General features: G+C 45.8%; 34 protein-coding genes. 2 read left to right on the forward strand and 32 right to left on the reverse strand.

The genetic code is table 11. The annotated features are described in order from the left end of the window. Window positions 1–183: 183 nt before the first annotated feature. From KQY15_RS18485 to rpsJ, 29 genes are all read right to left on the reverse strand, one after another. Window positions 184–1,467, reverse strand: a complete 1,284-nt coding sequence (locus tag KQY15_RS18485; protein ID WP_217671411.1) for a serine hydrolase — start codon at window positions 1,465–1,467, stop codon at window positions 184–186. 110 nt (window positions 1,468–1,577) lie between these two features. Beyond that, on the reverse strand, window positions 1,578–1,976 hold the full coding sequence (rplQ, locus tag KQY15_RS18490) for a 50S ribosomal protein L17 (RefSeq protein ID WP_046555286.1): 399 nt from the start codon (window positions 1,974–1,976) through the stop codon (window positions 1,578–1,580). Between the two features lie 39 nt (window positions 1,977–2,015). Then, complete coding sequence (locus tag KQY15_RS18495) at window positions 2,016–3,005, reverse strand: DNA-directed RNA polymerase subunit alpha (RefSeq protein ID WP_019677739.1); 990 nt, start codon at window positions 3,003–3,005, stop codon at window positions 2,016–2,018. A 23-nt stretch (window positions 3,006–3,028) separates the two neighbouring features. Continuing rightward, complete coding sequence (gene rpsD / locus KQY15_RS18500; protein WP_019677738.1) at window positions 3,029–3,649, reverse strand: 30S ribosomal protein S4; 621 nt, start codon at window positions 3,647–3,649, stop codon at window positions 3,029–3,031. Window positions 3,650–3,682: 33 nt separating this feature from the next. Beyond that, a complete protein-coding gene (rpsK, locus tag KQY15_RS18505) occupies window positions 3,683–4,072 on the reverse strand; it encodes a 30S ribosomal protein S11 (protein ID WP_019677737.1) in 390 nt (129 codons plus the stop codon). 14 nt (window positions 4,073–4,086) lie between these two features. Then, window positions 4,087–4,443, reverse strand: a complete 357-nt coding sequence (gene rpsM, locus KQY15_RS18510; RefSeq protein ID WP_019677736.1) for a 30S ribosomal protein S13 — start codon at window positions 4,441–4,443, stop codon at window positions 4,087–4,089. Window positions 4,444–4,571: 128 nt separating this feature from the next. Then, window positions 4,572–4,685: a 50S ribosomal protein L36 gene (rpmJ, locus tag KQY15_RS18515; protein WP_008950799.1), complete on the reverse strand. Its 114-nt coding sequence runs from the start codon at window positions 4,683–4,685 to the stop codon at window positions 4,572–4,574. A 22-nt stretch (window positions 4,686–4,707) separates the two neighbouring features. Continuing rightward, a complete protein-coding gene (gene secY, locus KQY15_RS18520) occupies window positions 4,708–6,036 on the reverse strand; it encodes a preprotein translocase subunit SecY (RefSeq protein WP_217671412.1) in 1,329 nt (442 codons plus the stop codon). Window positions 6,037–6,050: 14 nt separating this feature from the next. Beyond that, window positions 6,051–6,485 (reverse strand): 50S ribosomal protein L15, encoded by a 435-nt coding sequence (gene rplO, locus KQY15_RS18525; RefSeq protein WP_217671413.1) that lies wholly within the window; start codon window positions 6,483–6,485, stop codon window positions 6,051–6,053. Between the two features lie 3 nt (window positions 6,486–6,488). Continuing rightward, a complete protein-coding gene (gene rpmD / locus KQY15_RS18530; RefSeq protein ID WP_083923082.1) occupies window positions 6,489–6,671 on the reverse strand; it encodes a 50S ribosomal protein L30 in 183 nt (60 codons plus the stop codon). 6 nt (window positions 6,672–6,677) lie between these two features. Then, on the reverse strand, window positions 6,678–7,181 hold the full coding sequence (gene rpsE, locus KQY15_RS18535; RefSeq protein ID WP_019677733.1) for a 30S ribosomal protein S5: 504 nt from the start codon (window positions 7,179–7,181) through the stop codon (window positions 6,678–6,680). A 9-nt stretch (window positions 7,182–7,190) separates the two neighbouring features. Then, window positions 7,191–7,541, reverse strand: a complete 351-nt coding sequence (rplR, locus tag KQY15_RS18540) for a 50S ribosomal protein L18 (RefSeq protein WP_217671414.1) — start codon at window positions 7,539–7,541, stop codon at window positions 7,191–7,193. Between the two features lie 9 nt (window positions 7,542–7,550). Then, window positions 7,551–8,084 carry a 50S ribosomal protein L6 gene (gene rplF / locus KQY15_RS18545; RefSeq protein ID WP_217671415.1) on the reverse strand — a complete coding sequence of 178 codons (534 nt, stop codon included), beginning with the start codon at window positions 8,082–8,084 and terminating at the stop codon, window positions 7,551–7,553. Between the two features lie 15 nt (window positions 8,085–8,099). Then, window positions 8,100–8,492 carry a 30S ribosomal protein S8 gene (gene rpsH, locus KQY15_RS18550; RefSeq protein ID WP_213995039.1) on the reverse strand — a complete coding sequence of 131 codons (393 nt, stop codon included), beginning with the start codon at window positions 8,490–8,492 and terminating at the stop codon, window positions 8,100–8,102. A gap of 21 nt (window positions 8,493–8,513) precedes the next feature. Then, window positions 8,514–8,819, reverse strand: a complete 306-nt coding sequence (gene rpsN, locus KQY15_RS18555; protein ID WP_019677729.1) for a 30S ribosomal protein S14 — start codon at window positions 8,817–8,819, stop codon at window positions 8,514–8,516. An 11-nt stretch (window positions 8,820–8,830) separates the two neighbouring features. After that, entirely contained in the window at window positions 8,831–9,370 is a 540-nt protein-coding gene (rplE, locus tag KQY15_RS18560) for a 50S ribosomal protein L5 (RefSeq protein ID WP_217671416.1), read from the reverse strand. A 19-nt stretch (window positions 9,371–9,389) separates the two neighbouring features. Then, a complete protein-coding gene (gene rplX / locus KQY15_RS18565) occupies window positions 9,390–9,704 on the reverse strand; it encodes a 50S ribosomal protein L24 (protein ID WP_019677727.1) in 315 nt (104 codons plus the stop codon). 9 nt (window positions 9,705–9,713) lie between these two features. Then, a complete protein-coding gene (rplN, locus tag KQY15_RS18570) occupies window positions 9,714–10,082 on the reverse strand; it encodes a 50S ribosomal protein L14 (protein WP_019677726.1) in 369 nt (122 codons plus the stop codon). A 168-nt stretch (window positions 10,083–10,250) separates the two neighbouring features. Continuing rightward, window positions 10,251–10,505: a 30S ribosomal protein S17 gene (rpsQ, locus tag KQY15_RS18575; protein WP_046559233.1), complete on the reverse strand. Its 255-nt coding sequence runs from the start codon at window positions 10,503–10,505 to the stop codon at window positions 10,251–10,253. Continuing rightward, the gene (gene rpmC, locus KQY15_RS18580; RefSeq protein WP_217671417.1) at window positions 10,505–10,696 is read right to left on the reverse strand and encodes a 50S ribosomal protein L29; all 192 of its coding nucleotides are present in this window, start codon (window positions 10,694–10,696) and stop codon (window positions 10,505–10,507) included. The genes rpsQ and rpmC overlap by 1 nt, the downstream gene beginning before the upstream one ends. After that, on the reverse strand, window positions 10,696–11,109 hold the full coding sequence (rplP, locus tag KQY15_RS18585) for a 50S ribosomal protein L16 (RefSeq protein WP_217671418.1): 414 nt from the start codon (window positions 11,107–11,109) through the stop codon (window positions 10,696–10,698). Before rplP ends, rpmC begins: the two co-directional genes overlap by 1 nt. A 12-nt stretch (window positions 11,110–11,121) precedes the next feature. Next, a complete protein-coding gene (gene rpsC, locus KQY15_RS18590) occupies window positions 11,122–11,835 on the reverse strand; it encodes a 30S ribosomal protein S3 (RefSeq protein WP_019677722.1) in 714 nt (237 codons plus the stop codon). A 9-nt stretch (window positions 11,836–11,844) separates the two neighbouring features. Further along, on the reverse strand, window positions 11,845–12,177 hold the full coding sequence (rplV, locus tag KQY15_RS18595) for a 50S ribosomal protein L22 (protein ID WP_217671425.1): 333 nt from the start codon (window positions 12,175–12,177) through the stop codon (window positions 11,845–11,847). 10 nt (window positions 12,178–12,187) lie between these two features. Beyond that, the gene (rpsS, locus tag KQY15_RS18600) at window positions 12,188–12,466 is read right to left on the reverse strand and encodes a 30S ribosomal protein S19 (protein WP_019677720.1); all 279 of its coding nucleotides are present in this window, start codon (window positions 12,464–12,466) and stop codon (window positions 12,188–12,190) included. Between the two features lie 16 nt (window positions 12,467–12,482). Further along, window positions 12,483–13,307, reverse strand: coding sequence for a 50S ribosomal protein L2 (gene rplB / locus KQY15_RS18605; protein WP_217671419.1), 825 nt, complete (start codon window positions 13,305–13,307; stop codon window positions 12,483–12,485). Window positions 13,308–13,323: 16 nt separating this feature from the next. After that, a complete protein-coding gene (rplW, locus tag KQY15_RS18610) occupies window positions 13,324–13,626 on the reverse strand; it encodes a 50S ribosomal protein L23 (RefSeq protein WP_019677718.1) in 303 nt (100 codons plus the stop codon). Continuing rightward, on the reverse strand, window positions 13,623–14,228 hold the full coding sequence (gene rplD, locus KQY15_RS18615) for a 50S ribosomal protein L4 (RefSeq protein WP_046555265.1): 606 nt from the start codon (window positions 14,226–14,228) through the stop codon (window positions 13,623–13,625). Before rplD ends, rplW begins: the two co-directional genes overlap by 4 nt. An 18-nt stretch (window positions 14,229–14,246) precedes the next feature. Further along, entirely contained in the window at window positions 14,247–14,885 is a 639-nt protein-coding gene (gene rplC / locus KQY15_RS18620; protein WP_217671420.1) for a 50S ribosomal protein L3, read from the reverse strand. 29 nt (window positions 14,886–14,914) lie between these two features. After that, entirely contained in the window at window positions 14,915–15,226 is a 312-nt protein-coding gene (rpsJ, locus tag KQY15_RS18625; protein WP_019677715.1) for a 30S ribosomal protein S10, read from the reverse strand. 404 nt (window positions 15,227–15,630) lie between these two features. Between rpsJ and KQY15_RS18630 the strand changes: the two genes are divergently transcribed. Together KQY15_RS18630 and KQY15_RS18635 are read left to right on the forward strand one after the other, a co-directional pair. Beyond that, window positions 15,631–16,338 carry a hypothetical protein gene (locus KQY15_RS18630; RefSeq protein WP_217671421.1) on the forward strand — a complete coding sequence of 236 codons (708 nt, stop codon included), beginning with the start codon at window positions 15,631–15,633 and terminating at the stop codon, window positions 16,336–16,338. Window positions 16,339–16,353: 15 nt separating this feature from the next. Beyond that, on the forward strand, window positions 16,354–16,515 hold the full coding sequence (locus KQY15_RS18635; protein ID WP_217671422.1) for a hypothetical protein: 162 nt from the start codon (window positions 16,354–16,356) through the stop codon (window positions 16,513–16,515). 23 nt (window positions 16,516–16,538) lie between these two features. On the opposite strand, the gene KQY15_RS18640 is transcribed toward KQY15_RS18635, so the two are convergent. From KQY15_RS18640 to KQY15_RS18650, 3 genes are all read right to left on the reverse strand, one after another. Further along, window positions 16,539–17,402, reverse strand: a complete 864-nt coding sequence (locus KQY15_RS18640; RefSeq protein WP_217671423.1) for a phospholipase A — start codon at window positions 17,400–17,402, stop codon at window positions 16,539–16,541. A gap of 62 nt (window positions 17,403–17,464) precedes the next feature. After that, the gene (locus KQY15_RS18645; RefSeq protein WP_217671424.1) at window positions 17,465–19,204 is read right to left on the reverse strand and encodes an acyl-CoA dehydrogenase family protein; all 1,740 of its coding nucleotides are present in this window, start codon (window positions 19,202–19,204) and stop codon (window positions 17,465–17,467) included. A gap of 150 nt (window positions 19,205–19,354) precedes the next feature. After that, the coding region (locus KQY15_RS18650; protein WP_504739206.1) for an EF-Tu C-terminal domain-related protein at window positions 19,355–19,427 on the reverse strand (73 nt) is incomplete at its 5' end.

Genomic DNA, 19,427 nt, shown 5'->3' on the forward strand with positions numbered 1-19,427 from the left:
CCGCTTGCGCCATTCTCAGATGTTTTCTCAGTCGTTTGCTGCGTTGCCGCTGCCCCGTCTGTGGATGCGCATTATAGAGATCCGGCAAACAGGATCAAGATCTTTTTTACGTAAAGATGACTGACCGGGTGTTTTTTGTGCAGTTCGTTGGAATTATCTACAAATTGGCCAGGATTCGCTCAGTTACTCCATGTGATTTCTGAAGTGTGAAAGATCAGGTATGACTGGACGTGGACGCTGTAACTCATATTGATAGATCAGCTGACCTAATTGCCGCAAAAATGGCTTCGCTATTTCGTTAAGTTGGTAGTTGTCATCATTAAGGATATCGTTTTCATTTGCATAAATTACCGCTACCAATATAAATTCAACATTGTTTTTCGTATCAACAATATAAGCGCCGTCGATAGCATGGCCGTATGCCCAACCTGTTTTATTAAAAATTCTCAGATGTTCCGGTATAGGCTGAGGATCGCCTCCAACCAGCAAGAACTTTGCATAGTTATCAGGATACTCCTTTTCATCATATTCGGGATAATCGCTTGCGGAGGGTGATAAACCCATATAGTGAATAAGGAACTGTCTGTTTTGTTCGTTAAGCTTAAATAATTGCTCAGAATCAAAAGACTCCGGAAAAAAAAGCCGTTTTAAGACACCTGTGTAATCGACGATAGAAAAACGGTTTTTTTCTGTGAAATTCATAGGTGAGGATATTAGCCTGCCGTTGGCTATATGGGCCTGACCCAAAGTAGGCGTCGTAGAGTTGATGTATCGCGTATCACTGCTTCGCGCACCCAATGTCAAAATTGACTGATTAGAATTATCGATAAACTGAATTTCATTATAGTGACGCTGTTCAGGCTCAGCTAAAGGCAAACTTAAACGATGATTAATTACCGTGTTGCTAAGTCCCTTCTGCTGAAGCTGGTTATTAATATAGTCCTGCCCCAGTAATTCATAAAGCCTGTTATAACCATCATTATCACTGACCAATAAAATTTTCCTGATGTAGTGGCCAACACTTGGCAATAAAGATTCGGCAGTACTGTCTGTTAACGCTGCGGTTTGTCCAGGACGACTGCTCTTAGTAAGCATTGGTGTGTCTTTAGTTAGGCCAGCGACGTTTTGTTGCTCCAGCCACTGTAACGCCAGTATTGATATAGGTAGTTTTACAGTGCTTGCAGGATAAAAATAACGGGACTCATTCAAACCGTATTGATAGTGAGAAAACGCCACTTTGTTATCCGGTTTACGGTTAATCTGGGTATAAAGAACCTGAACATTAAAATTTTCAGGTGTTTTCATTACTGTTTGCAGCACATCGTATTGCTGAGATGAGCTTACTAAGATTGGTTCCAGTTCATAACAAACGTCGCCGTCCAAATTTGCGCAACCTTTTGAGTGAACAGAACAAGAAAACGCCAATACTATTAAGCCTGCTATTAATACCTTATCTGTGTATTGCATACCACTTTGCCCGGAAACAAACGTGGTTTTAGCTTAGCTATAATTCTGATGATTAACAAACAGATATAAAAAAACCGGGCAAAAGCCCGGTTTTTTGATTAGAGATTAGTTTACTCGGCAGCAGTTTCTTCAACTGGCAGAGCGTCCACTTCAGGACGATCAACTAATTCGATATAGCACATTGGTGCATTGTCACCAGTACGGAAGCCACACTTCATAATACGAGTGTAACCACCTGGACGCGCGTTGTAACGCGGGCCTAAAACATTGAACAACAAACCAACAACTTCTTTATCACGAGTACGGGCAAAAGCTAAACGGCGGTTTGCAACGCTGTCGTTTTTGGCCAGCGTGATCAATGGCTCGATCACACGACGTAACTCTTTAGCTTTTGGCAAAGTCGTTTTGATGATTTCGTGCTTCACCAACGAGCTTGCCATGTTGCGGAACATTGCAGTACGGTGGCTGCTATTCCGATTTAATTGACGACCACTCTTGCGATGGCGCATGATCTATTCCTTCTCACTAAACCAGGAACTGGTGTCTGGTTAGTCTTTATTTACCAAACTAGCTGGCGGCCAGTTTTCCAGGCGCATGCCCAGAGATAACCCGCGCGACGCCAACACGTCTTTGATTTCGGTAAGTGACTTCTTACCAAGATTAGGCGTTTTCAGCAACTCAACCTCGGTACGTTGTACCAGATCACCGATATACTGAATCTGCTCTGCCTTCAAGCAGTTAGCAGAACGAACTGTTAATTCTAAATCATCAACCGGACGTAACAGAATCGGATCAAACTCCGGCTTCTCTTCACGTTTTTCAGGCTCACTCTTATCGCGCAATTCAACAAAGAATTCCAGCTGTTCAGCCATAATTGTTGCTGCACGACGAATGGCTTCCTCTGGCTCTACAGTGCCGTTGGTTTCCATATCGATGATCAGCTTATCCAGGTCAGTACGCTGCTCTACACGGGCCGATTCAACGGTATAAGCGATACGCTCAACCGGGCTGAATGACGCATCCAGTAACAGACGACCTATCGGACGTTCGTCATCGTCAGAGGACAAACGAGCTGATGCAGGCACATAGCCGCGACCACGCTCAATCTTCAGGCGCATACTGAATTCAGTTTCACCAGTCAGATTACAAATTACGTGCTCGGGGTTAGTGATAACCACACCGTCGCCACGCTGGATGTCTCCAGCAGTTACAGGGCCAGCACCTTTCTTCGTTAAAGTCAGCGTGACTTCATCTTTGTCTTCCAGGCGAACGGCAAGGCCTTTGAGGTTCAGTAAGATATCAATAATATCTTCCTGAACGCCCTCTTTGGCACTGTACTCATGGAGCACGCCATCGATTTCTACTTCGGTCACTGCACAACCAGGCATTGACGATAACAGAATACGACGTAACGCGTTGCCCAAGGTATGCCCGAAACCGCGCTCAAGTGGTTCCAAAGTAACTTTGGCACGAGTTGGGTTGATCCTTTCGATACCAACTAATCTCGGCTTAAGGAATTCGGTGACAGAACCCTGCATATATCCTCTCTTAACAATTAGCTTTACTTAGAGTAAAGCTCGACGATTAACTGTTCGTTGATGTCCGCAGACAAGTCAGAACGCTCAGGCAGACGTTTGAAAACGCCTTCCAGCTTCGTGTTGTCAACTTCTATCCAAGTTGGTTTCTCACGTTGCGCTGCTACTTCAAGAGCTGCACTGATACGTGCTTGCTTCTTGGCTTTCTCGCGCACAGAGATCACTTGTTCAGGTAATACAGTGTACGATGGGATGTTAAGCACTTTGCCATTTAATAAAATAGCTTTGTGACTTACCAGCTGACGTGCTTCAGCACGAGTACTGGCCAGACCCATACGGTAAACCACGTTGTCCAGACGAGACTCTAACAACGCTAACAGGTTTTCACCGGTATTGCCTTTCAAACGAGCAGCTTCTTTGTAGTAATTACGGAACTGCTTCTCTAACACGCCGTACATACGACGCACTTTTTGCTTCTCGCGTAACTGTAAACCGTAGTCTGATAAGCGACCGCGACGTGCGCCGTGCTGACCAGGAGCAGTTGTTAAGTTACACTTTGAATCAATTGCTCTTACGCCGCTTTTCAGGAACAGGTCTGTACCTTCGCGACGACTAAGTTTGAGCTTAGGACCCAAATATCTTGCCATCTTCTTTCTCCAATAATCCGTGAAGCGCTGTAATTACACGCGACGTTTTTTAGGGGGACGGCATCCGTTATGCGGGATAGGCGTCACGTCGGTGATATTTGTAATGCGGTATCCAGCGGCATTCAGTGCACGAATCGCTGATTCGCGGCCTGGGCCAGGACCATTTACAAACACTTCAAGGTTCTTAAGACCATATTCTAACGCAGCAGTACCAGCGCGTTCAGCAGCTACCTGAGCAGCGAACGGCGTTGACTTACGTGAGCCACGGAAACCTGAACCGCCAGAAGTTGCCCAGCAAAGAGCATTACCCTGACGATCGGTGATCGTAACGATGGTATTATTGAAAGAAGCATGGATATGAGCCATACCATCAGAAACTTGCTTTTTTACCCGTTTACGAGTACGAACTGGTGCTTTTGCCATGTTATTACCCCGTCCTATTTCTTAATCGCTTTGCGTGGACCTTTACGGGTACGCGCATTGGTCTTAGTTCTCTGACCACGAACTGGCAGACTACGACGGTGGCGTAAGCCACGGTAACAACCAAGATCCATTAAACGTTTAATGTTTAATGTCACTTCACGGCGTAAGTCACCTTCAACGGTGTACTTAGCAACTTCGTCACGAAGCGTATCTAACTGTGCATCAGATAATGCAGCAATTTTCATACTTTCTTCGATACCCACAGCAGCTAAAATCGATTTAGCGCGGGTTTTACCGATACCATAAACATAAGTTAAAGAGATAACTGCATGTTTATTATCGGGGATGTTAATGCCAGCGATACGGGCCACTAACCTTCTCCTATAAAAAATTAAAAGGTGCCAATTTGAAAAGCCCGTAAGGATACTCAAATGGCGCTCATATTGCAAACAATTAACGGGCTGAACTCGATGCGCAGCCCGATAAACTGTTTTCTACCTTAACCCTGACGCTGTTTATGCTTAGGTTCACTGCAAATTACCCGCACAACATTGTTGCGTTTGATAACTTTACAGTTACGGCAGATCTTCTTAACGGAAGCTCGTACTTTCATAACTTAACTCCGCAAATATATCTTAACGGCTATAGCCTTTAAGATTTGCCTTTTTAAGCACAGAATCATACTGATGCGACATCAGATGGGTCTGTACCTGTGCCATAAAGTCCATAATAACCACTACGATAATCAGTAACGATGTACCGCCGAAGTAGAATTGCACATTCCATGCAACCATCATGAACTCGGGAACCAAACAGATAAAAGTAATATACAAAGCACCTGCTAAGGTTAACCTGGTCATTACCTTATCTATGTATTTTGATGTCTGTTCACCAGGACGGATCCCAGGGATAAAAGCACCGGATTTCTTCAGGTTGTCTGCTGTATCGCGCGGATTGAAAACCAACGCAGTATAAAAGAAACAGAAGAAAATGATAGCCGCGGAGTATAACATCATATACAGCGGTTGTCCCGGAGATAACGCTAGCGACACTTCCTGCAGGAAGTTCGCAACCATACCTTCGCCTGTACCAAACCAACTGGCAATAGTGCCTGGAAACAGAATAATGCTTGAGGCAAAAATTGGTGGTATAACACCGGCCATATTTACCTTAAGCGGTAAATGGCTGCTTTGCGCGGCAAAAACCTGACGGCCCTGCTGACGCTTAGCATAGTTAACCACAATACGACGCTGGCCGCGTTCAAAGAACACCACAAACCAGGTAATCGCAATAACAATTACGCCAATAGCAACTAATAGTAAAAAGTGCAAATCGCCCTGACGTGCCATCTCAATCGTCTGGCCAATGGCAGACGGGAAGCCAGCAACAATACCGGTAAATATAAGCAGCGATATACCATTACCAATACCACGTTCTGTTATTTGCTCACCTAACCACATTAAAAACATGGTACCAGTAACCAAACTGATGATAGCAGTAAAGTAAAATGCAAAGCCCGGGTTAAGCACTAACCCTGGCATCATATTAGGTAAGCCAGTGGCAATACCAATAGACTGCAATATTGCTAAAGCTAAAGTACCGTAACGGGTGTATTGATTAATTTTGCGCTTGCCTGCTTCGCCTTCTTTCTTCAACTCGGCCAGATGCGGGTGCATCACGGTTAACAGCTGAACAATAATTGAAGCAGAAATATAGGGCATAATACCCAGCGCAAATACAGAAGCCCGTTCAAGTGCACCACCGCTGAACATGTTAAACATTTCAACGATGGTGCCTTTTTGTTGCTCGAATAACTGAGCCAGCACGTTGGCGTCAATTCCAGGAATTGGCACAAATGAACCTAACCGAAAAACGATTATGGCCAAAAGTACAAATAACAGACGGGACTTCAGCTCGCTGAATCCGCCTTTTGCACCTCTTGAGTCCGAACCTGGTTTAGCCATGCGTACTATCCTTATTATTCTTCGACTTTACCGCCGGCGGCTTCGATGGCAGCACGCGCGCCTTTAGTTACGCCTAAACCTTTTACAGTTACCGGACGAGCGATCTCGCCAGACAGCACAACTTTAGCGAACTTAACAGTGCGAGAGATGATGTTAGCTTCCATTAAGGTTGCTAAATCAACTACATCACCATTAACTGCAGCCAGCTCGTGTAAACGGACTTCAGCAGAAACCAGAGATTTCTGTGAAGTGAAACCGAACTTAGGCAAACGTTGTTTCAATGGCATTTGACCGCCTTCAAAACCAGGACGCACTTTACCGCCTGAACGTGACTTCAGACCTTTGTGACCGCGACCTGCAGTTTTACCTAAACCAGAACCGATACCACGGCCTACGCGTTTTTTATCTTTCTTTGCACCTGGTGCGGGAGAAAGTGTATTTAACAGCATCGTTTACTCCTCCACTTTAACCATGTAATACACAGCATTAATCATACCGCGAACTGAAGGTGTATCTTCAACTTCAACAGTGTGATTAATACGGCGCAAACCTAAACCCGTTAACGTTGCACGATGCTTCGGTAAACGACCGATGCTCGATTTAGTCTGGGTTACTTTAATTGTTTTCTTCGCCATGGCAGATTACCCCAAAATGTCATCAACGCGTAAACCGCGTTTAGCTGCCACTTGTGCCGGTGACTTCACTGAAGCCAGGGCATTGATGGTAGCGCGAACTACGTTAATTGGGTTAGTTGAGCCGTAACACTTTGACAGAATGTTCTGGATGCCCGCTACTTCTAATACGGCGCGCATTGCACCGCCAGCGATCAAACCAGTACCCTCTGATGCAGGCTTCATAAATACATTAGAGCCTGAATGCACACCACGGGTTGGGTGGTGTAAAGTGTGACCATTTAACTCAACCTGGGTCATGTTGCGACGTGCTTTTTCCATTGCTTTTTGAATAGCAGCGGGTACTTCACGTGCTTTACCATAACCGAAACCAACGCGGCCGTTGCCGTCACCGACTACAGTCAATGCAGTAAAGGAGAATATACGACCACCTTTAACTACTTTTGACACGCGGTTAACTGCAACAAGCTTCTCTTGTAAATCAGATTGTTGTTTAGCTTCTTCGTTAGCCATGAGCTACTCCTAGAACTGAAGACCGGCTTCACGTGCTGCGTCTGCTAACGCCTGCACGCGACCATGATACTGGAAGCCACTGCGGTCAAAAGCACAAGCAGTAACGCCTTTGGCTACTGCACGTTCGGCAATCGCTTTACCTACAGCCTTTGCAGCATCTACGTTACCTGTGTACTTCAATGATTCACGAATAGTTGCTTCTGCAGTAGAAGCAGCAACGATCACTTCAGCATTTGGTGTGATAAGCTGGGCGTAGATGTGACGTGGTGTACGGTGTACAACCAGGCGATTCGCACCTTGTTCGATAATGTTTCTGCGAGTGCGTTTGGCACGACGCAGACGAGCAAGTTTCTTATCCATCGTCTTACCCTACTTTTTCTTCGCTTCTTTACGACGCACGTTTTCATTCGCATAACGAACACCTTTGCCTTTGTAAGGCTCTGGTTTACGGTATGCCCGGATGTTTGCAGCAACTTGACCAACTAATTGTTTGTCAGCACCCTTTACCACGACTTCAGTCTGGGTAGGGGTTTCGATAGTGATACCTTGCGGGATCTCGAATACTACCGGGTGAGAAAAGCCCAGGCTCAGGTTTAACACCTTGCCTTCAGCTTTTGCACGGTAACCAACACCAACTAATTCCAGCTTCTGAGCGAAGCCTTCATTTACACCTGTTACCAGGTTATTGATCAATGCACGGGCAGTACCCGCTTGTGCGTTTGCATTTTCGAAACCGTCGCGTGGATTGGTACGTAAAACGTTACCTTCGACAACGATCTCAACTGCTGGGTTAACATCTACTGTTAACTCGCCGTTTTTGCCCTTCAACGTCACAACCTGACCTTTCTGCGTTAATGTAACGCCGGTTGGTATAGTGACTGGGGCCTTAGCAACACGAGACATAGATTACTACCTCCGTTACGCTACGTAGCCGATGATTTCGCCACCGATACCAACCTTGCGCGCAGCGCGGTCAGTCATTAGTCCTTTAGATGTTGACACAATGGCCACACCTAAACCGCCCATTACCTTAGGTAATTCGCCGCTCTTCTTATAGATTCGCAGACCTGGACGACTAACACGATCGATAGTCTCAATAACTGATTTGCCCTGGAAATACTTTAACGTAACTTCCAGCTCTGGCTTAACATCACCAGATACAGCGAAATCGCCGATGTAACCTTCGTCTTTTAATACTTTCGCGATTGACACCTTCAACTTAGAAGATGGCATTTTAACCGCAACTTTATTGGCAGCTTGGCCGTTGCGGATGCGAGTAAACATATCCGCTACTGGATCTTGCATGCTCATAGCTCGTTACTCCCGTGATTCTTACCAGCTAGCCTTACGAAGGCCAGGAATTTCACCGCGCATAGCTGCTTCACGAACCTTGATACGGCTCATTCCGAACTTACGCAGATAACCATGTGGACGACCTGTTACACGACAACGGTTACGTTGACGTGAAGGGCTGGAATCACGCGGCAACGTCTGTAGCTTCAGAACTGCTGCCCAACGATCTTCATCAGAAGTTGCTGGATTCGCAATCAGGTCTTTTAGCTCATGACGCTTTGCAGCGAATTTGGCTACCAGTTGTGCACGCTTTACTTCGCGAGCTTTCATTGATTGTTTTGCCATGACCCTACACCTTATTTCTTGAACGGGAAATTAAACGCGGCAAGTAAAGCACGTCCTTCGTCATCGGTACGAGCGGTAGTTGTAATAGTGATATCTAAACCACGTACTGCATCTACTTTATCGTATTCGATTTCCGGGAAAATGATTTGCTCGCGTACACCCATGCTGTAGTTACCACGGCCATCAAATGACTTCGGGTTTACACCGCGGAAGTCACGAATACGTGGGATAGCAATAGAGACTAAACGCTCTAAAAAATCCCACATACGCTCGCCGCGCAGGGTCACTTTCGCGCCAATAGGGTAGCCTTCACGGATTTTGAAACCAGCTACAGATTTACGTGCCTTGGTAACCAGTGGCTTTTGGCCTGCAATAGCGGTTAAATCCGCTACGGCGTTATCAAGGATCTTTTTATCTGCAACTGCTTCACCCACACCCATATTGAGCGTGATTTTAACAATCCGAGGGACTTGCATGACGCTGGTGTAGCCAAACTGTTTAAACAGTTCTGGGACTACGGTGTCTTTATAAATTTCATGCAGTTTCGCCATCGTATTACTCCAATAGCAATTAGATTACTTCATTATTCGATTTGAAGAAGCGAACTTTCTTGCCATCTTCAAAACGGAAACCTACGCGATCAGCTTTACCCGTTTTAGGGTTAAAAATCGCTACATTTGAAACATGAATAGAGGCTTCTTTCTCAACGATACCACCTGGGGTATTAAGCGCAGGAACAGGTTTCTGATGCTTTTTAACCAGGTTAACGCCAGAGATATAAACACGGTTTTCAGAAAGCAGAACTTTCGTCACTTTGCCGCGTTTGCCCTTGTCCTTACCAGTAAGAACAACCACCTCATCATCACGACGGATTTTACTAGCCATTGTGACTCCTTACAGTACTTCTGGTGCCAGTGACACGATCTTCATAAACTTATCGCCACGAAGTTCACGTGTTACAGGGCCGAAAATACGTGTGCCGATCGGTTCCAGCTTAGTATTTAATAATACTGCTGCATTGCGATCAAAACGGATTAATGACCCGTCCTGACGACGTACGCCTTTGCGTGTACGCACCACCACTGCATTCAGAACGTCACCTTTTTTAACCTTACCGCGCGGAATTGCTTCCTTTACAGTAATTTTAATGACGTCACCAATTGCGGCATAACGGCGATGCGAACCACCTAAGACCTTAATACACATTACGCTGCGCGCGCCGCTGTTGTCTGCGACTTCCAGCATAGATTGCATCTGGATCATCTTAGTGCTCCGCTATTCTACTATATAGCCCTCTCGGACTACGCTGCTTACGATAATAAATACCCCCCCAGATAGAAGGGCGCGTGATTATAACAGCACTTTTACCAAATGGATAGTTTAATAATAAAAAACGGCCCCACGGGGCCGTTTCTCTCAGAGCCTTAACAATTAAGACGCTGATTCAACTACCGCTACCAGGGTCCATGACTTAGTCTTGGACAAAGGACGACATTCACGGATTGTGACAACATCGCCTTCTTTACACTGGTTGGTTTCGTCGTGTACGTGCAGTTTGGTAGTACGCTTGATGAATTTCCCGTAAATTGGGTGCTTCACAGAACGTTCGATTGCAACAGTAATAGACTTGTCCATCTTGTTGCTGATCACTTTACCTTGCAGCGTACGGATATTCGCTTCAGTCATTACGCACCTGCCTTCTCGGTTAAGATAGTCTTAACGCGCGCGATATCACGACGCACCTGCTTCAATAAATGTGTCTGAGCTAACTGACCAGTAGCTGCCTGCATGCGCATATTGAACTGCTCACGCAACAGACCTAATAATTCAGTGTTTAACTCTTCAACACTTTTCGATTTTAATTCGCTGGCTTTCATCACATTACCGTCCGCGTTACAAAGGTTGTCTTAAATGGAAGCTTAGCGGCTGCCAGGCCAAATGCATGACGCGCTAACTCTTCAGACACACCGTCCATTTCGTACAGAACTTTGCCAGGTTTAATCTGACATACCCAGTACTCAACAGAACCTTTACCACTACCCATCCGTACTTCCAGCGGCTTAGCAGTGATTGGCTTGTCTGGGAACACACGGATCCAGATTTTACCAACACGCTTAACAGCCCGCGTCATAGCACGACGTGCAGATTCGATTTGACGTGAAGTCATTTGACCACGTTCTACAGATTTCAGTGCATAAGTACCGAAAGATACTTTATCGCCAACCTGGGCTAAACCACGGTTACGACCTTTGTGCACTTTACGAAATTTTGTACGTTTTGGTTGCAACATCGCTCAATACCCCTACTTTGCCTTACGAGCCGGTTTTTTCGGCGCTTTAGGCTGGTTGTTATTGTTAGCGTTGTTGGTGTTGCTGCTTAATGGCAGAGCTCCTAAGATCTCGCCTTTAAAAATCCACACCTTAACACCAATGATACCGTAAGTAGTTAAAGCTTCTGAGGTGTTGTAATCAATGTCAGCGCGCAGGGTGTGCAGTGGCACACGACCTTCACGATACCATTCATCACGGGCAATCTCAGCGCCGCCTAAACGGCCACTTACCTGCACCTTGATACCTTTAGCGCCAATCCGCATTGCGTTCTGTACGGCGCGCTTCATAGCACGACGGAACATAACACGACGCTCTAACTGGCTGCTGATTGAATCAGCGACTAATTTGGCATCCAGTTCAGGCTTGCGGATTTCAGAGATATTGATCTGCGCAGGTACGCCGGCAATAGCGGCAACTTGCTTGCGGATCTTCTCAACGTCTTCACCTTTCTTACCGATAATTACGCCTGGACGAGCAGTGTGAATGGTCACACGGATGCTTTTCGCAGGACGCTCAATATCAATCCGGCTTACTGAAGCGGCTTTTAACTGTTTCGTCAGGTATTGACGAACTTTGTAGTCACCGTTTAAGAAATCCGGGAAATCTTTTGTATTCGCAAACCAGGTTGAGCTCCATGGCTTAGTGATACCTAGGCGAATACCATTAGGATGTACTTTCTGTCCCATTTCTATCTCCTAGTTATCAGCTACAACCACAGTGATGTGGCTGGTGCGCTTAACAATACGGTCAGCACGACCTTTAGCGCGTGGCTTAATACGTTTCATAGACGGACCTTCATCAACGAAGATGGTCTTAACTTTTAACGTATCAATATCCGCGCCTTCATTGTGCTCAGCGTTGGCAATGGCTGATAAAAGAACCTTTTTAACTAACTGTGCAGCTTTTTTCGGGCTGTAGGTCAGTACGTTCAGCGCCTTATCAACTGACAATCCACGCACCTGGTCAGCAACCAGACGGGTTTTTTGTGCAGAAGAACGGGCAAATTTGTGTTTAGCTAATGCTTGCATCATTTACCCCTTAGCGCTTCTTGGCCTTTTTGTCGGCTGCATGACCACGGTAAGTACGAGTAGGTGCAAATTCACCTAACTTGTGACCAACCATCTCTTCCGAGACAAACACCGGTACATGTTGACGACCATTATGGACAGCGATGGTCAAACCGATCATATCAGGTATGATCATTGAACGACGGCTCCAAGTCTTAATAGGCTTCTTGTCACCGCTTTCCAACGCTTTCTCTACCTTCTTCAGCAAGTGAAGGTCAATAAATGGACCTTTCTTGAGAGAACGTGGCATGGCAATTCCTCACAAATTATTTATCACGACGACGTACGATAAGTTTATCAGTACGCTTGTTTGAACGAGTTTTGTAGCCTTTAGTTGGTACGCCCCATGGAGTAACAGGGTGACGACCACCAGAAGTCTTACCTTCACCACCACCGTGTGGGTGGTCAACCGGGTTCATTACTACACCACGTACGGTTGGGCGAATGCCACGCCAGCGCATCGCACCAGCTTTACCGTATTGACGTAACATGTGCTCGGCATTACCAATTTCACCGATAGTCGCGCGACAATCAGCTAATACTTTACGTACTTCACCGCTACGCAGACGCAGAGTGACATACTCACCGTCGCGGGCCAGAATTTGTACGAAAGCACCGGCTGAACGAGCCAGCTGGCCACCTTTACCTGGCTTCATTTCGATATTGTGTACAACCTGACCTACCGGGATATTCCGCAGTGGCAAGGTGTTACCCGCTTTAATAGGCGAGTCCATACCAGAAATAATTGAATCACCAGCTTTCAGGCCTTTAGGGGCCAGAATGTAACGACGCTCACCGTCTGCATACAGAACTAAAGCAATGTTAGCGGTACGATTTGGATCGTATTCTAAGCGTTCTACTTTAGCCGGAATGCCGTCTTTAGTGCGTTTAAAGTCAACAACACGATAATGTTGCTTATGACCACCACCGATATGACGGGTAGTGATACGACCATTATTGTTACGACCACCAGTTTTAACGTTCTTCTCTAACAAAGGAGCATAAGGCTTGCCTTTGTACAGGTCAGGGTTAACCACTTTTAATACGTGGCGACGACCTGGTGACGTAGGTTTACACTTTACAAGTGCCATTTCCTAACTCCTCTTCTTACTCAGCGCCGCCAACGAAATCGATTTCGCTGCCTTCTTTAAGAGTAACGTAAGCTTTTTTCCAATCGCTACGCTTGCCCATCCGCGCACCAGTGCGCTTGGTCTTACCCTTAACATTAACAGTGCGAACACCCACTACTTCTGTTTCAAACAGTTTTTCTACCGCAGCTTTAATGTCTGCTTTAGTAGAGGTAGTAGATACCTTGAAAACGATAGTGTTGTTGTTCTCTGCCGCATTAGTTGCTTTTTCAGAAACGTGCGGAGCCAGAATCACTTTCAGTAAACGTTCTTCACGGATCATGCTAACAGCTCCTCAAGTTGTTTAACTGCAGCAGCAGTCATTAACACTTTGTCGAATGCGATTAAGCTGACCGGGTCGATACCGTGTACGTCACGTACGTCAACCTTGTACAGGTTACGTGCAGATAAGAACAGGTTCTCATCTACTTCGTTAGTCACAATTAACACGTCTTTCAGATCCATCGCCTTTAATTTGGCAGATAAATCTTTGGTTTTCGGGGTATCAACTGCAAAGTTTTCAACCACGATTAACCGCTCCTGACGAACTAATTCAGACAGAATGCTCATGATCGCACCGCGATACATTTTACGGTTTACTTTCTGGCTGTGATCTTGTGGCTTAGCCGCAAATGTCACACCGCCTCCGCGCCATATCGGGCTGCGGATTGTACCAGCACGGGCACGACCTGTACCCTTCTGGCGCCATGGCTTCTTGCCGCCACCACGAACTTCTGAACGAGTTAACTGTGCACGGGTACCCTGACGGGCGCCAGCTGCATAAGCAACTACTACCTGGTGTACCAGAGCTTCGTTAAACTCACGTCCAAAGGTAGCTTCGGAAACTTCAAGAGCGCCTTGAGCGTCTCGTAATGCTAATTCCATCACTTATCTCCTCAGACGTTAGCTTTTAACAGCTGGTTTAACGATCACGTCACCGCCGATAGCACCAGGCACTGCGCCTTTTACTAACAGAATGTTACGCTCTGCGTCTACACGAACCACTTCCAGCGATTGTACGGTTACCCGCTCAGCGCCTAAGTGACCAGCCATTTTTTTACCTTTGAATACTTTACCAGGTGATTGGTTCTGACCAATTGAACCTGGAGCACGGTGTGATAAAGAGTTACCGTGAGTAGCATCCTGGGTACGGAAATTCCAGCGCTTAACAGCACCAGCAAAACCTTTACCTTTTGATGTGCCAGACACATCAACTTTTTTCGTTTCTGCGAAAATATCCACAGTAATCTCGCTGCCAACCTGAATGTCAGCGCCTTCGTTGTCTTGCAGGCGGAATTCCCACAGACCACGACCAGCATCAACACCCACTTTCGCAAAGTGACCAGCTTCAGGTTTGTTCAGGCGGTTTGCCTTAACAGTACCAGCAGTCACTTGCAGCGCGCTATAGCCTTCAACGTCTTGCGTTTTAACAGCAGTAACGCGGTTTGGTGTCGCTTCGATTACGGTTACAGGGATCGATACGCCATCTTCAGTGAAGATGCGAGTCATGCCCACTTTACGACCGATAAGACCGATAGCCATTTCCTAAACCTCTCTAAAAACCTGTCTGATTAACCCAGGCTAATTTGAACGTCAACGCCAGCAGGCAGATCTAAACGCATCAGCGCATCAACCGTTTTCTCGGTTGGTTCAACGATGTCGATTAAACGCTTGTGGGTACGGATTTCGTACTGGTCACGCGCATCTTTATTGACGTGAGGAGAAATCAGAACAGTAAAACGTTCCTGACGGGTTGGCAGTGGAATTGGACCACGTACCTGGGCGCCAGTACGCTTAGCTGTGTCAACGATTTCCATAGTTGACTGATCGATCAAACGGTGATCGAACGCTTTCAGACGGATGCGTATCCTTTGACTACTCATGTATCAAAGCCTCAAAGAGCAAAAAGAGCAAAAATAAACATAAGCCATAACCCAAGCCGGGTATGCTCATGCACCTAAGTAACAGTTGCTCCCCAATCGGGAGCATTGTTGAACGATTAAATCAGCCTAAACTACGTTCAGTACTGTTAACCGCTGCAGCCAGAATTAAATCGACTGGCCGCGCATTATACTTAAACCGACCAATAACGCAAGTGTTGTTTATAAATCACCCAGACAGCGTGAATTATTATTGGTGATATACAACATCTAAACTGCAACCTTTTGGTTTGATCGACGAGCATTAATTTGGATGTCTGCCTGCTCAAAAATCTGTCTTACCCTCTTTATAATTTGACAATTACCTCCCCCCCCTCTTAATCTTTACAAAAAGGAGGATAAATTAAATGAAAATAAACAATTTAGTAATATTTTGCGTGCTTTTCATCTGTTGTTGTTTTAACAATTTGCAAGCTGCTGAGTCGTCAACAAAATGTCCTGCCGGTCCCGCTTTAGCAAATACAGCGCCAATTGGCTGGGGCGATAGCGTCTATTATGCTGATCACTATTGCATTATGTCAAAACGACCTGGTAAAGGTCAGACAGCTAACCTTATCAGCAGTGAACAGGCAAATGGCGTTACAAGTCGATACTTTAATGCGTTTAAAACACTTCAAGCAGATCGCGAACGCGTTATTTTTATAGATACCTTTATCCAAAGCTTTAGCCGATTGGCTTGGCTGACGGTTACACCTAATCGCGAAGGTTTTTCAGATCTGACTATAACAGCGCAACGCTATGGAGTAGATTCTGATTCTAAAACTAAGCACTACTATCTACGCTTAAATTTGTTTCAAGGAATGCATAACAAGTTACTCCCTATACTAGACAATTATGTATTTAACGAGCGAACTGAAACAAAAGTGCCGCAACATATTTCAGAGCAGGTCAATCATGTGATTTTTGGAAATAACGCAGACAAAACCGAAAACATATCTTACTTCTTAGAACAACGTCTCCCATCTACAAATACTATTCGCCAATGGGATGATACACAGTCACCTCAATGGGAAGATGACATAGATTATCAGGAGTGCGCGGAAGAACAAGCTTAAGGTACTTGCGAACGCATGGACGACTGTGAGTTTCGTTGGCAAGAAGATGACGATACTGGTGAGAAATGGATTGAATTTATAGATTTAAGTAACTGGCAATTCTGGGATGGATATCACTATTATCGTCATTTATTGCAGATCCCGCCATCTGAACCACCCTACTTTATGCCTTACTAAATTCGCATCCGCGTTTAATCCCATTACAAAATATCATTCAGCTCAAAACCGAGTCCAATACGGGTAACAGAACGGTCATAGTCAATCAGGCTCTCACCATAGCCATTAAATAACTCGACATACAAGCGGATATGCCGGTTGAACGGCCGAGAATACGACAGCCGCAGTGCGCCTTTGTTGTCACTGCGTAAGTTATTACGCACCATCATTCGCCAGGTGGCATCACCTTGCTTATAGGCCGCTGATAATTCAAACCAGCCCATATACTTTGTGATATCAGGATTATCATCTCCTTCCGGGTCGTCCACTGACGTTTTACGTGGTTCGTCAAAGCGGTACCAGGGTTCAAAGTTGATAAAAACGTTACCTATTGAAGTCACCCAGCTTAGTTTTAACCGGTTCCAGCTGCGAGATAGCTCGCCGGCACGGCCATTTGACTGATGAGAAAGACTTAAACTGATGATCCGGCTCGCCGCCTCTTCATAGTTCCGGTAGTGCGGGATCATCAGGATGATTTCAGGCTCGTAGTTATTTTCCCGAAATGGTGATGATACTTCTGAGTTATAAGCTTGCCAGTAAGCCTGCTGGGTATAAGCAAAAAACAGATAGCCGTTATCTTTATATATTTTGCTCCAGAGGGGCGTTTTCAGGCTTAGCTGAAACTTTGCTTCAAGGTTATCAGAAGGAGCGCTGACACCGTCCCGGCTTAACGTATCGGCGATACCGTCAACATAACTGATCGGCATCAGAAAGTTAGTTTTATGCGGTAGTAGTGTAAAGGGCTCATAATTGTCCCATTGCTCGGCTTTTAAACGCTTATCTAAGGCATCTGCGGCAAATAATGGCATAACGCTGCATAACAACAGGCAAGCTAGTAAAAACTTCATAACATTCCTTAAACCAGAGCTTTTTCAGCTTGCTGCTGTTTGCATAGCAACTGCAATACTGATTAATAACCTTCAGGGGCCAGATTATACAGCATTGCAGAGTCAGTGTTTAATATTGCGCTAATACCAGATGCTCTTGGTAGTATTCGGCTGAAATACCAGTTAGCGGTATGGGTTTTAGCGCCTGTAAAATGACTACTATGTTTACTGTTATCCAGTGCCTGCAGGTTTTTATACCACATGTAGCCGTACAATATGTACGAGACCAGTGCCAGAAAATCACAGGCAGCGCCGGCAAGTATTGGACTTTCCTGTTGCAGTAACCGGCTTGTCAGGGATTGCAAGTCAGTAACTGCAGTTAGCAGAGGTGCAGCTGCAACATGAGGTTTATCAGTCAGCTCTGCAATAATATCGTCCAGCAGGCTGAATAATACTGCGCCTTTGTCAGCTGCCACTTTACGCAGCATAAAATCTGCGGCCTGAATACCGTTGGTGCCCTCGTAGATCTGGGCTATCCGGACATCGCGAACCAGCTGCTCCATGCCCCACTCTTTGACATAACCATGACCACCAAACACCTGTTGCGCAGTAACACAAGCATCAAAACCCTGATCCGTCATAAAAGCTTTAGCAATTGGGGTTAGTAAATTAGCACGCTGGCCGGATACAACACAGTTATCATATTTTGACTTATCCAGCAGTGCCGCTACCCAGGTAGCAAATGTCCGGCCAGCTTCGTTCATCGCCTTAATATTAAGCAACATCCGCTGCACATCTGGATGACCAATAATTGGCTCGGCTTTATTAGCGTTTTGTTCTTTTATCCGCCCTTGTAAACGCTCTTTGGCATAAGCAAGCGCATTCTGATAGGCCCGCTCTGCGGCGCCAAGCCCCTGGCTACCCATCGATAATCTTTCGTAGTTCATCATGGTAAACATGCAACTTAAGCCCCGGTGCGGCTCGCCAATTAAATAGCCTTTGGCATCATCGAAATTTAACACACAGGTCGCTGAGCCATTTATGCCCATTTTATGTTCAATTGAGCCCACAGTTACGTTATTACGCTCGCCAGGTTCGCCGCTGGCATCAAGATGGTGCTTCGGAACCAGAAATAACGATATACCTCTGCTACCGGCAGGTGCATCAGGTAGTTTAGCCAGCACCAGATGGATAATATTCGACGTCAGATCATGCTCACCAGCAGTAATAAAAATCTTTGAGCCATTCAACGCATAACTGCCATCAGCATTGGGTTTAGCCGTCGTTCGCATAATGCCCAGATCAGAGCCAGCATGCGATTCAGTTAAACACATGGTGCCCGACCATTCTCCGCTATAGAGTTTTGGTAGATAAGTTTGTTTTGTGGTGTCATCGGCATGCTGCAATAACGCAACACAGGCACCGGCAGTCAAACCGGGATACAGTGAAAAGGCAATATCGGCGCTGCAAAGCATTTCGTCTACCATCATTGACAATGCCTTTGGCATGCCCATACCGCCGTACTCTGGATCGCCACTTAAGCTGGTCCAGCCGCCTTCAACCAGGCTTTGATACGCGGCATGGTAATGCTCTGGTAAGCTTACTTTTCCATCAGCTAACTGCGCACCGCGCTGATCAGCCTCAGCAGCAAATGGGGCGATTTGCTGCTCACAAATTTTAGCCGCTTCCTCCAGAATTGCTTTTGCCGTATCGGCTTCTATCAGGTCCTGTAATTGCTCATTGCTCTGCCAATATTTATCGAGTTGCCAGACATCAAACAAGTTAAAGGTCATATCATTTATCGGGGCCTGATAGCTGCTCATTGCAAATTCCTCACTGGACGGATGAGTTGACAATATGGCATATCCCTCGTGCTCAAACAAGGCATTCAAACATGCGTTTGAATTTTATTTTGACCACAAAAAAGGCTCCACAGGGGAGCCTTCTTTACATTACTGTTATTCAGTTACGAATTAAGCAATGATTTTAGATACTACACCAGCACCTACAGTACGGCCGCCTTCACGGATAGCGAAGCGTAAACCT

Source organism: Arsukibacterium indicum (genome assembly GCF_019100565.1).
Lineage (GTDB): Bacteria > Pseudomonadota > Gammaproteobacteria > Enterobacterales > Alteromonadaceae > Alishewanella > Alishewanella indicum.

Excerpts from the sequence above, each read along its gene's own strand:
- KQY15_RS18485 (WP_217671411.1), bottom strand. The coding sequence starts at position 1,467 with ATGCAATACACAGATAAGGTATTAATAGCAGGCTTAATAGTATTGGCG.
- rplQ (WP_046555286.1), bottom strand. The coding sequence starts at position 1,976 with ATGCGCCATCGCAAGAGTGGTCGTCAATTAAATCGGAATAGCAGCCAC.
- KQY15_RS18495 (WP_019677739.1), bottom strand. The coding sequence starts at position 3,005 with ATGCAGGGTTCTGTCACCGAATTCCTTAAGCCGAGATTAGTTGGTATC.
- rpsD (WP_019677738.1), bottom strand. The coding sequence starts at position 3,649 with ATGGCAAGATATTTGGGTCCTAAGCTCAAACTTAGTCGTCGCGAAGGT.
- rpsK (WP_019677737.1), bottom strand. The coding sequence starts at position 4,072 with ATGGCAAAAGCACCAGTTCGTACTCGTAAACGGGTAAAAAAGCAAGTT.
- rpmJ (WP_008950799.1), bottom strand. The coding sequence starts at position 4,685 with ATGAAAGTACGAGCTTCCGTTAAGAAGATCTGCCGTAACTGTAAAGTT.
- secY (WP_217671412.1), bottom strand. The coding sequence starts at position 6,036 with ATGGCTAAACCAGGTTCGGACTCAAGAGGTGCAAAAGGCGGATTCAGC.
- rplO (WP_217671413.1), bottom strand. The coding sequence starts at position 6,485 with ATGCTGTTAAATACACTTTCTCCCGCACCAGGTGCAAAGAAAGATAAA.
- rpmD (WP_083923082.1), bottom strand. The coding sequence starts at position 6,671 with ATGGCGAAGAAAACAATTAAAGTAACCCAGACTAAATCGAGCATCGGT.
- rpsE (WP_019677733.1), bottom strand. The coding sequence starts at position 7,181 with ATGGCTAACGAAGAAGCTAAACAACAATCTGATTTACAAGAGAAGCTT.
- rplR (WP_217671414.1), bottom strand. The coding sequence starts at position 7,541 with ATGGATAAGAAACTTGCTCGTCTGCGTCGTGCCAAACGCACTCGCAGA.
- rplF (WP_217671415.1), bottom strand. The coding sequence starts at position 8,084 with ATGTCTCGTGTTGCTAAGGCCCCAGTCACTATACCAACCGGCGTTACA.
- rpsH (WP_213995039.1), bottom strand. The coding sequence starts at position 8,492 with ATGAGCATGCAAGATCCAGTAGCGGATATGTTTACTCGCATCCGCAAC.
- rpsN (WP_019677729.1), bottom strand. The coding sequence starts at position 8,819 with ATGGCAAAACAATCAATGAAAGCTCGCGAAGTAAAGCGTGCACAACTG.
- rplE (WP_217671416.1), bottom strand. The coding sequence starts at position 9,370 with ATGGCGAAACTGCATGAAATTTATAAAGACACCGTAGTCCCAGAACTG.
- rplX (WP_019677727.1), bottom strand. The coding sequence starts at position 9,704 with ATGGCTAGTAAAATCCGTCGTGATGATGAGGTGGTTGTTCTTACTGGT.
- rplN (WP_019677726.1), bottom strand. The coding sequence starts at position 10,082 with ATGATCCAGATGCAATCTATGCTGGAAGTCGCAGACAACAGCGGCGCG.
- rpsQ (WP_046559233.1), bottom strand. The coding sequence starts at position 10,505 with ATGACTGAAGCGAATATCCGTACGCTGCAAGGTAAAGTGATCAGCAAC.
- rpmC (WP_217671417.1), bottom strand. The coding sequence starts at position 10,696 with ATGAAAGCCAGCGAATTAAAATCGAAAAGTGTTGAAGAGTTAAACACT.
- rplP (WP_217671418.1), bottom strand. The coding sequence starts at position 11,109 with ATGTTGCAACCAAAACGTACAAAATTTCGTAAAGTGCACAAAGGTCGT.
- rpsC (WP_019677722.1), bottom strand. The coding sequence starts at position 11,835 with ATGGGACAGAAAGTACATCCTAATGGTATTCGCCTAGGTATCACTAAG.
- rplV (WP_217671425.1), bottom strand. The coding sequence starts at position 12,177 with ATGCAAGCATTAGCTAAACACAAATTTGCCCGTTCTTCTGCACAAAAA.
- rpsS (WP_019677720.1), bottom strand. The coding sequence starts at position 12,466 with ATGCCACGTTCTCTCAAGAAAGGTCCATTTATTGACCTTCACTTGCTG.
- rplB (WP_217671419.1), bottom strand. The coding sequence starts at position 13,307 with ATGGCACTTGTAAAGTGTAAACCTACGTCACCAGGTCGTCGCCACGTA.
- rplW (WP_019677718.1), bottom strand. The coding sequence starts at position 13,626 with ATGATCCGTGAAGAACGTTTACTGAAAGTGATTCTGGCTCCGCACGTT.
- rplD (WP_046555265.1), bottom strand. The coding sequence starts at position 14,228 with ATGGAATTAGCATTACGAGACGCTCAAGGCGCTCTTGAAGTTTCCGAA.
- rplC (WP_217671420.1), bottom strand. The coding sequence starts at position 14,885 with ATGGCTATCGGTCTTATCGGTCGTAAAGTGGGCATGACTCGCATCTTC.
- rpsJ (WP_019677715.1), bottom strand. The coding sequence starts at position 15,226 with ATGAGTAGTCAAAGGATACGCATCCGTCTGAAAGCGTTCGATCACCGT.
- KQY15_RS18630 (WP_217671421.1), top strand. The coding sequence starts at position 15,631 with ATGAAAATAAACAATTTAGTAATATTTTGCGTGCTTTTCATCTGTTGT.
- KQY15_RS18635 (WP_217671422.1), top strand. The coding sequence starts at position 16,354 with ATGGACGACTGTGAGTTTCGTTGGCAAGAAGATGACGATACTGGTGAG.
- KQY15_RS18640 (WP_217671423.1), bottom strand. The coding sequence starts at position 17,402 with ATGAAGTTTTTACTAGCTTGCCTGTTGTTATGCAGCGTTATGCCATTA.
- KQY15_RS18645 (WP_217671424.1), bottom strand. The coding sequence starts at position 19,204 with ATGAGCAGCTATCAGGCCCCGATAAATGATATGACCTTTAACTTGTTT.